We start from the raw sequence: 12608 nt of genomic DNA, 5'->3' as shown, positions 1-12608 counted from the left end.
TTAATAAAAGTTGTTAATAATTCTGCAGGATTAAATTTTAAAGGGTGATCATTATAAACATATGTTGCATTCTTGAAAACATCTAAGTTTAAAAAATCAATGTGCTTTTCAAAATGAATTCATTTTTCATTTTAATAATGTCCATATTTAGAGGGCATTAAATGTACAGCAAAATTAAATATTGGAGCTAAGTTATTGATATCATTAAAATTAATTAATAATTCGGGATTAACTGTCGTTTGATTACCATAATAAATATCAGCCTTAAGTTTTAACAAGTCTAACTGTGGTAGTTCTTGACTAATAATCGCTATCACATGGTTGCGTAAACTACCAAACTTCCCATTGTTAGCCCATAATAACTGGTCAATTGTTTAATGATGCTTCGTTAAAATTTCTGGTTTAATCGTTAACAAGTCAAAAATATCAGCTTTAACAGTTGTTTGATGACAACTAATTAATGACAAACTAGCAGTTAATGTAAAATTTAAGGACATTAAACTTAAAAGTAATCTTTTCATGGTGCCTCCTTAAAATGTATCAATATACATAAATAACTCATAAACTTGTTCCCCAACTATTTTTTAGTAGTGTAAACCTGGTTGTAAAAACTTAACATCATTAATTGTAAAATCTTGGGGATATCATTTATATTTATTATCCCGGGCTGTGGTTCCGGCAAATCCAATTGTATTTAACGCGCGGTTAATGTCATAACGCTTGTTGGGGTAAAACTCAATTAACTGCATTATCTTATCTACTTCTTGAACTCCAGCTAAATAGTTTAAAAAACGTATACTTAAACGAGGCGCCCTTTAATATCACCCGGATAAACTAAGAAATTATCCCCTGCTTCAAACTCGGAACTGACTTCTCCTAATTTGTAATAATCATCACTATAAAAATTATACGCCCAACGGACATAACCATTCGCCCCTACTTTATAAGCCAGCAATGGTTTCTCATACTTGCTTACTATTATCAGACTGTAAATATGAGACCGGGAAATTATTTCATGAACTATAAATCATTGTCGAATTTTCTAATGATTTACGACATAAAATATTACTTCGTAATTTATAAATATTTAAATTATTAAATTTTTGAACAATTTCCCGTTGTTGTAAAATCATTTGGTTATACTTGTTCAAAAAGATTTCCTGGATTTCTTTTTTGTTAAACGGATCATATTTAAATCTTCACCCAGCAAAAACATTTGACTTAATTAGATGATACTTACTGATCATTGTCATTAATATTTTTTCATCGTTAGTTCATTCGTTTTATCCGCCAGTTCATCAAATGAATCATAAAGCGTTATTGTTTTACCATCCAGAGTTTTGTATTCCAGTTTTTGGTAAACTTGGTGCCAATATTCAGATAAGGCTTTAATTAGTTTACTATGTAAAAATTCCAAATAATTATTAAAATCACTCCCTGGCATTCCATTACTCGCATTAACTAGCAAAACTTTAAAATCACGTTGGGGTCCTTGCGTAGCACTTGCTCCTTTTAAATACCAAAAACTAAAATTTCCGATATCCATTGTTGTAAAAAGAAATTATCGATATCCTAGTTTAGCTGCTAATTTTAAATAGGCATCTAACACTGTAAAATCAAATGTTCATGTCCAGTTCTTATCTTTAATAATATCACTAAAGTTGTTATTTTTAATATAATCTTCATACTGCTGGTCACTTCAACCACTTTTTGATAATTTTCCTGTTCATTGAATTAACTGGTGACTAAAACCAGTTCCATATAAATAAAAGTTATTTGTTCTTTTTAAGGTTTTTAAATGTTCAATTAAATATGGCTGATAAGTGTCAGTTAAATAATAGGGAATGTTCGTTGGTCGGGAGCCAATTTGATCAGCTGTTGTACTCAAACTATTTGTAGTTAAATTATTAGTCGTTTTTTCAACATAATTCATTGCATTTGAGGAATAAGAAGTTGCATTAAAACCAAACCGTTCACTTGGCTCTTGTTGGGAATCATCCATTACTAACTGATAATTTTTAACATTCAATTGTAACGGACGGGTTAAGGTAATATTTTGCCCGTTAACATTGAATTTTAATTCTAATTTTAAATTATGAAAGCCACTACGAGCATCATTCTTTGTATAGATACTAATTCAAATTGGCTGCACATCAAAACTTAAAGTAGACAACTTACTTGGACCAATGGCATCAGGCATATATTGGGTTCCTTGATAAATATCCTTGTCGCAACCAGAAGCATTATTATGCACTTTAATAAATATTAAAAATTTGCTTGAACTTCAATATTAGGATCATCATTGTCAATTACTCTTAGTGATAGATCATTAAATTTATCCAAACTAAGTTTATTTAAAATAATTAACTTTAAATTAGTATATTTATTTTTTCAAGTTGTTAAGATCGGGTTATCATTTTGACAATTAAATAAATTATCGCGAATTCCATAAAATTACGGTTGCAATTCAGCTAAATAAACAGAATAAGTAAATTTAGCATTTCCAAAAAAGTATGAAAATAAACATTATCATCCGGAACCGGTCCGCAATCATCACAACCATACTGGGTGAAATTAATGTTAGCCAAGCGCTTTATGGTTTTACAAAAGACAATAATATATTTTTTATTGGGGAAAATAAAAAAGTAATTAGTAGTATTTTTGATATTTCTAAAATTTTATTAATTCTCATAACTATGGTTTCCACCACTGGCGTTTGTAAATGTCCGAGCACAAGCAACTGTTAAAGTAGTTAAGAAACCAACCAAAGTGGTTAGTAAAAAAGTTGTGGTTAAATTACGTAATGTTAATGCCATATTTGCATCCTCCTTTAAATCTTAAATGCTAAGTGAAGCCCGGGAATTGATGAAATATTTAACAAGGTGTCTATTGAATTAAACATTTCAATTCATATCCAGTGTTTTTTATCCCCCTCGGGATTAGTGAAAGTTGATAAATTTCTAATTGGAGTTGTTAAAGCTAATAATGTTGGATCTGCATAACTATTCTTTTTAAACTGTACACTAAAAGTATTAGGATCAATTTCCTTGTGATAAATATTATTAATAATTGTTATCAAATAATTGCACATTGGAATTAATAAGTCTTCTAAAGTTAAGTCTAGGGTAACCTCATAATCTAAATAACTATAATCATAACCGTTATCTTTAATATCCTTAATTTTAACATTATTTTCTTGACCAACGGGTAGTAGAAAATTATTTGCTGGAATTTTAAGTAAAGCCGCACGAAGTTTATTAAGAAGATAACTAAATAAATTTCAGTTATTGTAATATGGTCATTATCTTCTTTAATTTCTTCACCACTTAATTTTAAATAATTTTTTGTATCACCACTAATTAACATTTGGCCAGATTGTAACCCCATCCTGAGTGAAATGTCAACTCCCATTGTTTTAAATTGCTGATTAAAATTATTAATAATAACTTGGTTTTGTAAAAGACTATTTCAAGCTTTGACCAACCTATCAATACTATTAATTGGAGTACCATTATTATTTAAACTAACTTTATCTTCTGTTGGAAAATCTTAGGTTGGTTAAAAATCAAAATTAATGAATTGATGACCCTGATATTTTTCCCGGCTTTCGTAAAAATTCCCACGGTAAAATATAAAATTAATCCATCATTTTTAAAATTGGTAAAATCAATTGGAGTTGCTTTATAAAAATTATTATCATTAATATCACCATAATAGACTTGAATATCTAAAGTATTGATATCAATTCATGGCTCATTTTGGCTAAGTGCTAATAGCACATTTATTTTAATAGAAGGCATTAACCCATCATCATAACCACGTAAACTTGTTAACGACTACAAATAATTACGAGTTAAAGTTTCTTTCGTAATTAAATATTTAATATCATTGGTATCTTTTCAGATGACAGCAATTACGGCATTGGTAACAGTTACACTGACAGGAAAAAATAATAAAAAGACGGTCATTATTTTTTTCACAGTTATTAAACTCTCCCCTCAACGTTAATGTTTTAATTTATTTTATATGACTTTTATCATAACAAAAAAAATAAAAAAAATGTAATCACGATTAGCGTTGATTACTAGTAAATAAAAAAAACGGGTATGCCCGTTTTTGCCGAGAGTAGATTTATATCTAACTCCATACTTCTATTATATCTTGAATTTAAAATATTTCAAGATAACAAAGTTATATTTTAAAATTTTAGTTATTGTTTATCAGCATTGATAATGTTGGTTGCTGTTAAAATATTAATTAATAAATCATGTAAACATTGAACAATTTGCACTAATGGTAAAACTTTATTACGGTAATTAATTGCTTTGTCAGCTACTTCTTTGCGGGTTTCCGGAGTCATTTCCGTTACAAAACTATGGTATTTATTTACTTCTTCCACTAAGCAATCTTTATTAAATTCTGGTAATTGAATTTTTCCATCTTTAAAGTCTTGTTCAATTTTATCAATGTTTTTAAGTTGTTCATCAAATTTTTTTTCTTCTTCACTTTGGTTATATTCAGTTAGGGCCATATCGCGTTGTAAGAACAACCCAAATTGGTTAATAAAATTTCAAATTTCTAAGGCATCCTCTGATTTGCTTAAATCAGTAACACAGTTATCAATTACCGGATCCATCCCTTTAATTTCTTCATCATAAATTTTTGTTAATTCATTAACTTCTAATTTCATCATATTAACAAATAATTTATTTAAATCAACCGGTGATGATTCTTTAGCACTCACCATAAAATCATTTAAAAATCGTGGTAACGGAATAATAGCATTAAATAGTTTACTTACTTCAATTAAAGTATTAATTTTATTTTGTTCAATTTCTTCGGGTTTTTTATTCACTAAATAGCTAGTACGGATTTGGTCAAATAAGGGTTTAATTTCTACCCGCACATAATTAAAAACTTGTTCAAATCCTTCCTTACCTTCTAAACCTTTTAAAAAAGCATCAACTTTTTCATCTTTATAAACTTCTGGTTTTTGGTAACTTTCTTTAAACAAACTTAAATATTTTGCTAAATAGTTATTCATCCCAGTTTCGACATTACTTCAAAAATTATTTTCTGACATATTGGTTTTCCCTTCTTTTTAGTATATTAACACTATTATTTTATCCTAAAAAACTAAAATATGATATTAATTAACCTAATTAGTTTTTCATTTATAAATATTAATTATTATTCGCTGTTTTAATTAAAAATACCAAAATTATCTTCACGAATAAATTTGGTATTTTGAATACTCTAATTATGATTCAGTTTTAATATTTCGCCTACATTTATTTATTATACTCTTTAATTGCATAAATATTAAGAAAAAATAAAATTATTCTTCTTTTAAGCAACTGGTTTTTTCTTCTATAATAATGAATATTATTAATTAAAATTAAAATTGTTAAAATCAAGAAAATAAGAATTGCTAGTACAATTAAATATAAAATATAATAAGCAGTATGGAGAAAATCTTGAAAAAAAATATGGGGCATAATAATTATCCACCCCTTTGGCATAGTTAAATAACTTCTCATCAACTGGAAGCACTAATAAAACAACTTCGCGAATTGCAATATAAATTGTATAAATAATTGGGAAATAATAGAACTTATGCAAGTCCTTTAAATAAAATTTTTTAAGATTAATTTCCTTAACTTCTGTATTAACAAAAAAATAAACAATAATGGCGCTGGGTAAAATTCAATGGCCAATGGCGGTTGAGATTCAGTAGTAAATTGTTTATCCATCATTATTATGTGTAAATTTAGTATTGGTTACTAAACTAACAAAGATGCCAACGATAAAAAAAGTTACTACGAAGATAAAAACTAAGAATAATTTAAAATTATCATTATTAATAAACTGCAGATATTTTGGCGAAAAAATATTAATTGCCCCACCAATGGCAAACAGTAATAAAATTAAACTAGTTTGCACACTTCATCATGAAAAAGTGTAAAAGCAAAGTTAATTAAATTTAATTTATAATGGATTAAAGTGTACCAAAAAGATAAGGACAGTGAAAATAAAACTAGCACAATAATTGCTAGATAAAATACTAATTTTGCGATCTTAATATTTTGACTTTTCATAATTTACACCTTTAATGATCTGCTAGTCTTTCTTATGATATTTATTATATAAAATATTTTTACTAATGTGGTATTTATTTGCCACAATATCAATTGCCTGTTTTGCTTTATAATTTTGTTCTTTAATTAAAACATTAATTTCAGCAATTAATTGCTCATCACTAAGCGAGACCTCAGCTAAATTTTTAGCATTCCCGGCAATTACAATGGTATATTCTCCAAACTGATAATTGTCATCTTTCATAATTTCTTCTATAATATCACTAATTTTACCACGATAAAATTGTTCATGAATTTTTGTCATTTCTTTGGCAACACAAATTTGCCGATCATTAAATATTTTTAATAATAATTGTAACGTTTCAATTAGACGGTGTGGTGATTCATAAAAAATAATTGGGTACGGCACCCGTTGTATACTTTCTAATTCTCCCTGCTTTTTATTTTTCTGGTGACTTAAAAAACCATAAAATAAAAAATGACGAGGATCAAGACCGGAACTAATTAACGCACTTAAAAAAGCACTAGATCCATTAACTGGTACAATATCATAGTTTAGTTCTTGCATTAAATGGTTAACAAAATAATAACCCGGATCACTAATCAACGGATATCCAGCATCACTAACTAACGCAATTGATTCACTCTGATCAATACTATGAAGCAATTCTTGATATCTTTTTTTTTCATTATTCTTATTTAAGGATATTAATTTCTTTTTAATATTAAAATGCTTAAGTAGTTTAATGGTATTGCGGGTATCTTCACAATAAATTTTCTCGACTTCGTTTTGAAGAATCGCTATTGCCCGGAGACTAAATTCTTGTAAATTTCCAATTGGAGTCGCAATTAAATAAAGTTTGGGATTATTACTTTTAAAACTATATTGTTTCATTATTATTTTGCATTATATAAAATCATTATTTTATTAAAATTTTCTTGTTTTAACAAATAACGAATAAAGATTTCTTCAATCCGAACCAAAATATCATCATTAATAGTTGCTAGTTGCTGTTTAGTAAATTTTCCCAAAACCCAATCTTTTAAATCAATTTGTTGGTCACGACCAATTCCAACCTGAATCCGTTTGAAATTTTTACTCCCTAATTTATTAATTAAATCCTTAATTCCATTTTGACCAGCACTTGAACCACCCATTTTTATTTTTAACGCCCCAAATTTAATATCCTTGTCATCATGGATAATTATAATATCTTCTAAATTTATTTTATAAAACTGCTTAATAGCTAAAACCGCGTTCCCACTTAGATTCATATAAGTTTGGGGCTTCATCAAAATAATTTTTTCATCATTGATTTTCGTTTCTCAATAAAAAGCATTAAAATTTTTTTTCGGACCATACGGATTAAATTTTTCCACTAAGCGGTCTAAGGCTAAAAAACCAATATTATGACGAGTGTATTTATATTCATCCCCAGGGTTTCCTAAACCAACAATTAATTTCATTTTATGACTCCTTCTGTAACACGCGAGCGTAAATTTTATCCACATTCCGAATAAAATAATTTAAATTAAATAATTTTATTAATTCTGCTTTTGATAGATATTTTTCAACATTATTTTTAATTAACACTTGAAAAAAATCTTGGTTTGTTTGTTGCGTTTCTAAAGTACATTTTTGCATAAAATCATAAATTTCTTCGCGACTATATGCTGTCTTTTTAATAATTTCCGTTAGCACTACTTGGCTATAAAAAATATTATTTGCTTGGGCTAAATGTTGATTAATATTATCATTATTAACAACTAGATTATCAATAACATTAATCATTCGTTTTAATAAATAAACCACTAAATGATAAGTATCTGGTAAAATAATTCGTTCATTACTACTATGCGAAATATCACGTTCATGTCACAATAAATTATTTTCAAAAGTAACTAACATGTTACTGCGAACTAACCGGGCGAGACCTGAAATATTTTCTGAACTAATTGGATTTTTCTTATGAGGCATAGAAGAAGAACCTTTTTGGTTTTTACTAAACCCCTCCGCCATTTCGTTAACTTCACTTCGTTGGAAATGGCGAAATTCAATAGCCATTTTTTCTAATAGACTAACAATCTGACTAAAACTAGTAAATAAATTAATATGACGATCACGGGAAGTAACTTGAGTTGAAATTGGATCAATTCCTAATCCTAATTTTTTAGCAACATAGGCTTCCACTTCAGGTTCAATGTGTGCAAAATTACCAACTGAACCACTTAACTTCACTACCTCAATATTTTCTTTTGCAAAATTAAAACGTTTAATATTTCGTCCTAACTCCGCATACCACAGTAAAAATTTTAATCCTAACGAAGTTGGCTCTCCGTACATTCCATGAGTTCGCCCCATAATTAGTTGGGTTTTATATTGCAATGCTTTTGCTTTTAAACTTGCTAATAATAAGTTTAAATACTTATCAACAATAAGATTAGATTGTTTAATTAGATAATTTTGACTAGTATCAACAACATCTGTTGAAGTTAACCCAAAATGAATCCATCTTTTTTCTGGACCCATATGTTCTGATAACATTCTCGTAAAGGCGACAACATCATGTTTGGTTTCTGTTTCAATTTCTAACATACGGGGAATATCAACTTTTAGATTTTGTTTTAAAGCAGTAATTTCTTGATCACTAATTAAACCCAGGTGATTTCAACCTTTACAAGTTAATAACTCGACTAATCCTCATGTTACATACTTATTGTCATCACTTCAAATGTCAGAAATTTCTTTTACCAAATATCTTTCAATCATAACTATTAAAATATCTCCTTATCAATTAAAATTGTTTGGGCACGGTCAGGACCAACGGAAAATAAACTAATAGGAACCCCAACTATTTCTGATAATTTAGCTAAATATTTTTTAGCATTAGTTGGTAATTCTTCATAAGTTTTAACTTGACTAATATCTTCTGTTCAGCCATCAACTTCCGTAAAAATTGGCTGGCATTGATTATATTCGGCAATTGTACTTGGTATATAATCAATTTCTTGCCCTTGGTAACGATATTTCGTACAAATTTTAATTTTATCAAGACTAGTTAAAACATCTAATAACATAATAGCCATACTTGTATAACCACTAACTCGCAATGAATGTTTCATTAACACTGCATCAAATCACCCAATGCGGCGAGCTCTTCCTGATACTGTCCCATATTCATGTCCAGTTTCCCTAATATAATCTGCAACTTCGCCAGTAATTTCCGAAGGAAATGGTCCGGTTCCCACTCTGGTATTATATGCTTTCACAATTCCAATTACATTGCTAATATAACGGGGCGCAATTCCACATCCAGTTGGGATTGAAGCTGCGGAAGGATTAGAAGAAGTTACAAATGGATAAGTACCATGGTCCAGATCTAACATAACTCCTTGGGCTCCTTCAAATAAAACCTTCTTGCCAGCTTTGATAGCATTATTAATTAGTAATGAAGTATCAGTAACTAAATCTTTAATTTGGTTAAATAATTCCAAATATTCATCATAAATTTCTTGGACACTAAATGGATCAGCGTTAAAGAATTTGGTTAATAATTCATTTTTAAATTTTAAATTAGCCGTTAATCTTTTCTTAAAGTTTTCTGGTCCAAATAAATCACCCACCCGAATTCCAATTCGTTCAGCTTTATCTTGATAACATGGTCCTACTCCTTTTTTAGTAGTTCCAATTAAATCACCTTGTCGATATTCTTCTTGTAATTCATCAATTTTCATATGGTACGGTAATATTAAATGTGCACGGTTACTAATTCGAAGGTTTTTACAATCATAACCATTTTCCGCTAAATACTTAATCTCACTAACTAACTTACGTAAGTTAACAACACAACCATTTGCAATGACATTCATTGAATTTGGGTTAAAAACTCCCGAGGGAACAATACTTAATTTATATTTTTTCCCACCAATAACAATCGTATGGCCAGCATTATCCCCACCAGCTCATCGCACAACATAATCTGCTGATTGGGCAAAATAATCGGTAATTTTTCCTTTTCCCTCATCGCCTCATTGACTACCAACTACAGCCAAAGTTCTTATTTTATCTTCTTGCATTTTATTCTCTCCTTAAATTTTAGATTTTTTATTTACAAGGTAATAATAATATAAAATAAGATAAATATGTAGAATTTTAAAGTAATTAATAAAAAAACATAAATATTATAAATATTTATGTTAAAAATAATTTATTTTTTAGTTTTTTGATAAACATCTCATAATCCGTTAATGTAAGATAACACTAATGCCCGATCATATAATCCATATCCAGGAATATGGGGTTGGTTTTATTCACCTAAAATTACGCAGCCATGGTCCGGGGCATGCATAACCTTGGTAGTTATTATCAGCATAGGTTTTTACAATTGCTGGTAAATCTAAAACTCCATCATGATCACCATGGGCAATTTCATAAAATGAGTGCGGAGTATCATAGCGAATATTACGAATATGAGTAAAATGAATGCGGCTAACAAAGCGACGCACAATTTGCTCCATATTATTTTTTAAATTAGTTGATAATGAACCAACACATAAACTTAAGCCATGATTTGGTGATGGGTTAATTGCTAAAAATATTGCTAAATTTTCTTCGTTAATAATTAACCGTTGAATCCCAAAGATAGGTCATGCGAGATCAACTTGATGAATTGATATTTTAACCCCTACCCGGTCACAAACCGGTATTACTTTGTTAATAAAATAAGCAATATTATCTCATAATTCTTCATCACTCATTTTTTGATATGCACCAAAAATTTCTGCTGTTTGTTCATCTGGAAAACTTAAAGTTCAAGCTGGTAGTTCTTTGAACTTCTTAATTGCACTATTAGCATCTAACTGTTCAATTACATACTGGTTATATGCTTCACATAATGAACTATCCATCCGCCATTTTTTTATATAAATCAGTGCGCACCTAGTTAAAAGAAGGCATAAAATTATAACAAATAACTTTTATTCCCTCTTTTGCTAATCTTTCAATTGTTGTACAATAATTTTTAATATATTTATCACGGATTGGTAGTCCTAATTTAATATCTTCATGGACAGGAATTCACTCAACAACATCTCAGTTTAAATGATGGTCATTAATTAATTTTTTAATGCGAATAATTTTATCACTTTCTCATGCCAATCCTGGTTTAAATTTATAACATTGCATAACAATAGAAGCAACATTTGGTATTTGGCTAATATATTCTAACGATATGGGGTCCTTATCAGGGCCATATCAACGAAACGATAATTTCATATTTCTCTTCCTCTTTCTATTTTTTTAATTTATTAGCAGGCCAGTCATCCCCCCATCCACGGGAATTAAACTACCATTTAGATAATCACACTAGCAGGTGATGCTCAAAAAACAGCAGTTAGTCCTAAATTACGGGGTTGTCCTCAAAGTCCACTTGGAATCCGGTTTAAAATTTCTGCACTGCGAAAAGGATCTTGACAAATTGAATCGGTTTTGCGGTTTCAATATAACCTGGGGGCAATGACGTTTACTTGAATATTGTAACTTGCTAGTTCATTACAAAAGGCTTTGGTTAAACCAGCAAAACCCCATGTTTAGAAGCTGTTATATGAAGGAACAAATTTGCCTTCTTGATAAGATAACATCGAAGCAATGTTAATAATTTTACCAGATTGTTGGTTAACCATAACCTGTGCAGCTTCGCGTGATAACTGATAAACAGTGGTTAAATTAATGGCAATTACACGCTGCCATTCTTCATCAGTTCCGGCCAAAATTGGTGTTCGGAAAATAGCTCCAGCATTATTCACAACAATATCTAAGTGTTGAAAATTTTGCAAAACATGCGGAACAATTTGAACTAAGGTTTTTGAATTAGTTAAATCACCATATTTAAAAACTATTTTTCTTCCTAATTTTACTACTTCCTTTCCCATTTGTGCAGTGTTCGTATTGTCATAACAAAAAATATATAAATCAGCTCCTGCTTTTGCTAAGGCTAACGCAATCTCATAACCAATCCGCATGTTACCCCAAGTTATGAGGGCAACTTTGTTAACTAAGCTAAAGTTTTTAATTAAAAATCAATTACATTAGTATCCAAAATATTCTTTGGCATTGTTAAAACAAATCCCTTCAATTAATCTTTTCAAGATAGCATCATCATTCACGCACTTTCCTCTTTCCACTCATTCTCCGACCATATTACATAAAATTCTTTGATAATAATCATGACGAGCAAATGATGAGTAAGCGCGCGAATTAGTTAGCATCTAAATATTAATTCCTAAGGTTGACAACTCAGCAAATTTTTCAATTTGCATAATATTACCAGTATAAGTATCCGCAAATCACCATGCGGTTCCTAACTGAATCGTTCCTTTAATTCCGTCATCATTATTTTGAAAATTTCCCGTTAAAGTAGCAATCGCAGCTCAATTATTAGAGTTTAATGAAAAGATACTTAATTTTTCCAAGTTTCCTTCCGCTTTTAAAATTCCTAACATTTGATTTAA

At 29.3% G+C, this 12608-nt stretch carries 20 protein-coding genes and 1 pseudogene; all 21 read right to left on the bottom strand.

The genetic code is table 4. The features are described 5' to 3' along the window. Positions 1–131 precede the first annotated feature (131 nt). The 21 genes and pseudogenes from P344_RS01135 to P344_RS07780 all read right to left on the bottom strand — a co-directional run bounded on the left by P344_RS01135 (position 132) and on the right by P344_RS07780 (position 12599). Entirely contained in the window at positions 132–317 is a 186-nt protein-coding gene (locus tag P344_RS01135) for a hypothetical protein (protein WP_025317061.1), read from the bottom strand. A gap of 57 nt (positions 318–374) precedes the next feature. Beyond that, complete coding sequence (locus P344_RS06545) at positions 375–521, bottom strand: hypothetical protein (RefSeq protein ID WP_156028507.1); 147 nt, start codon at positions 519–521, stop codon at positions 375–377. Between the two features lie 63 nt (positions 522–584). Beyond that, positions 585–749, bottom strand: a complete 165-nt coding sequence (locus P344_RS06540; protein WP_156028506.1) for a hypothetical protein — start codon at positions 747–749, stop codon at positions 585–587. A gap of 50 nt (positions 750–799) precedes the next feature. Next, positions 800–955: a glycoside hydrolase domain-containing protein gene (locus P344_RS06270; RefSeq protein WP_158500447.1), complete on the bottom strand. Its 156-nt coding sequence runs from the start codon at positions 953–955 to the stop codon at positions 800–802. Next, positions 942–1253 carry a hypothetical protein gene (locus tag P344_RS05960; protein ID WP_025317060.1) on the bottom strand — a complete coding sequence of 104 codons (312 nt, stop codon included), beginning with the start codon at positions 1251–1253 and terminating at the stop codon, positions 942–944. Before P344_RS05960 ends, P344_RS06270 begins: the two co-directional genes overlap by 14 nt. After that, positions 1253–1546 carry a hypothetical protein gene (locus P344_RS05955; protein WP_025317059.1) on the bottom strand — a complete coding sequence of 98 codons (294 nt, stop codon included), beginning with the start codon at positions 1544–1546 and terminating at the stop codon, positions 1253–1255. The genes P344_RS05960 and P344_RS05955 overlap by 1 nt, the downstream gene beginning before the upstream one ends. Positions 1547–1561: 15 nt before the next feature. After that, positions 1562–2200 carry a hypothetical protein gene (locus P344_RS05950; protein ID WP_025317058.1) on the bottom strand — a complete coding sequence of 213 codons (639 nt, stop codon included), beginning with the start codon at positions 2198–2200 and terminating at the stop codon, positions 1562–1564. Positions 2201–2681: 481 nt separating this feature from the next. Beyond that, positions 2682–2816, bottom strand: a complete 135-nt coding sequence (locus P344_RS07785) for a hypothetical protein (protein ID WP_269078606.1) — start codon at positions 2814–2816, stop codon at positions 2682–2684. Positions 2817–2830: 14 nt separating this feature from the next. Continuing rightward, positions 2831–3091 (bottom strand): hypothetical protein, encoded by a 261-nt coding sequence (locus P344_RS01125; protein WP_038677548.1) that lies wholly within the window; start codon positions 3089–3091, stop codon positions 2831–2833. Positions 3092–3518: 427 nt separating this feature from the next. After that, on the bottom strand, positions 3519–3800 hold the full coding sequence (locus P344_RS01115) for a hypothetical protein (protein WP_025317055.1): 282 nt from the start codon (positions 3798–3800) through the stop codon (positions 3519–3521). A gap of 36 nt (positions 3801–3836) precedes the next feature. After that, positions 3837–3980 (bottom strand): hypothetical protein, encoded by a 144-nt coding sequence (locus tag P344_RS06535; protein ID WP_156028505.1) that lies wholly within the window; start codon positions 3978–3980, stop codon positions 3837–3839. A gap of 230 nt (positions 3981–4210) precedes the next feature. Then, complete coding sequence (locus P344_RS01110) at positions 4211–5083, bottom strand: hypothetical protein (protein WP_025317054.1); 873 nt, start codon at positions 5081–5083, stop codon at positions 4211–4213. A gap of 662 nt (positions 5084–5745) precedes the next feature. Continuing rightward, positions 5746–5943 (bottom strand): hypothetical protein, encoded by a 198-nt coding sequence (locus P344_RS05940; protein ID WP_025317052.1) that lies wholly within the window; start codon positions 5941–5943, stop codon positions 5746–5748. A gap of 177 nt (positions 5944–6120) precedes the next feature. Then, entirely contained in the window at positions 6121–6993 is an 873-nt protein-coding gene (rsmI, locus tag P344_RS01100; RefSeq protein ID WP_038677546.1) for a 16S rRNA (cytidine(1402)-2'-O)-methyltransferase, read from the bottom strand. A gap of 2 nt (positions 6994–6995) precedes the next feature. After that, the gene (gene pth / locus P344_RS01095; protein ID WP_025317050.1) at positions 6996–7565 is read right to left on the bottom strand and encodes an aminoacyl-tRNA hydrolase; all 570 of its coding nucleotides are present in this window, start codon (positions 7563–7565) and stop codon (positions 6996–6998) included. 1 nt (position 7566) lies between these two features. After that, positions 7567–8868 (bottom strand): adenylosuccinate lyase, encoded by a 1302-nt coding sequence (gene purB, locus P344_RS01090; RefSeq protein ID WP_025317049.1) that lies wholly within the window; start codon positions 8866–8868, stop codon positions 7567–7569. Between the two features lie 5 nt (positions 8869–8873). Further along, on the bottom strand, positions 8874–10175 hold the full coding sequence (locus tag P344_RS01085; protein WP_025317048.1) for an adenylosuccinate synthase: 1302 nt from the start codon (positions 10173–10175) through the stop codon (positions 8874–8876). Between the two features lie 168 nt (positions 10176–10343). Continuing rightward, the gene (locus P344_RS06265; protein WP_081717377.1) at positions 10344–11006 is read right to left on the bottom strand and encodes a mannonate dehydratase; all 663 of its coding nucleotides are present in this window, start codon (positions 11004–11006) and stop codon (positions 10344–10346) included. A gap of 31 nt (positions 11007–11037) precedes the next feature. Continuing rightward, a complete protein-coding gene (locus P344_RS06260) occupies positions 11038–11373 on the bottom strand; it encodes a mannonate dehydratase (protein WP_081717376.1) in 336 nt (111 codons plus the stop codon). Between the two features lie 314 nt (positions 11374–11687). Continuing rightward, positions 11688–12119, bottom strand: a complete 432-nt coding sequence (locus P344_RS07040) for an SDR family NAD(P)-dependent oxidoreductase (RefSeq protein WP_201773797.1) — start codon at positions 12117–12119, stop codon at positions 11688–11690. A 66-nt stretch (positions 12120–12185) separates the two neighbouring features. After that, positions 12186–12599: pseudogene (locus tag P344_RS07780) on the bottom strand (glucuronate isomerase). Positions 12600–12608 lie beyond the last annotated feature (9 nt).

The organism is Spiroplasma mirum ATCC 29335 (assembly GCF_000565195.1).
GTDB classification, from domain to species: Bacteria; Bacillota_I; Bacilli_A; order Mycoplasmatales; family Mycoplasmataceae; genus Spiroplasma; species Spiroplasma mirum.
This window is presented reverse-complemented; position numbering and strand designations above follow the sequence as displayed.